1 protein-coding gene is annotated in these 516 nt (G+C 65.3%); it reads right to left on the bottom strand.

Annotation, left to right across the window (positions count from 1 at the left end):
• Positions 1-88: 88 nt before the first annotated feature.
• Positions 89-388 carry a DDE-type integrase/transposase/recombinase gene (locus tag AB1460_RS38285; RefSeq protein WP_420497476.1) on the bottom strand — a complete coding sequence of 100 codons (300 nt, stop codon included), beginning with the start codon at positions 386-388 and terminating at the stop codon, positions 89-91.
• Positions 389-516 lie beyond the last annotated feature (128 nt).

The following is a 516-nucleotide window of genomic DNA, read 5'->3' as shown; positions in this document are numbered from 1 at the left end:
TGCCCGCCCGGCCAGCGGTCCAGAGGTCGCCGCCACGCCGGCCGACAGATCAACGCCAGGGCACCCGAGAGGCCGGTCGTAACAAGGGTCAGACCAGCGTGGCAGCGACAACATGATGCTCGCAGTCGTAACAGTCGCCGGCAGATCCGACGGAGCGCTTGACCTGGTACTGGCGGCAGATCTTGGCGAACTCCCGAGACAAATATTGCGTTCCTTGATCGGAATGGTGGATGACTCCCGGTGCGGGGCGGCGATGGTGTAGTGCCATCTTCAGCGCGTCAGTGACGAGCGGGGTTTTCTGCTCGGCGGACATCGACCAGCCGACAATCCTGCGGGAGTACAGGTCGAGGACGACCGCCAAGTAGAGCCAGCCCTGGCCGGTCGGGATATAGACATCCCACGCGGGTCAGGTGTCAAGCTGCCAGGGATGGCTGGTCGCTGGTGGGGATCGGCCAGGCCGCGAGGTCGTCCCAGGTCTGGTTGTTCCGCAGACACCACCACAGCCGCCCGAGGGCC

The sequence above is a fragment of the Parafrankia sp. FMc2 genome (assembly GCF_041008525.1).
Classification (GTDB): Bacteria; Actinomycetota; Actinomycetes; order Frankiales; family Frankiaceae; genus Parafrankia.
Note: the sequence above shows the minus strand (reverse complement) of the source record. Positions and strands in the feature narration are given on the sequence as shown.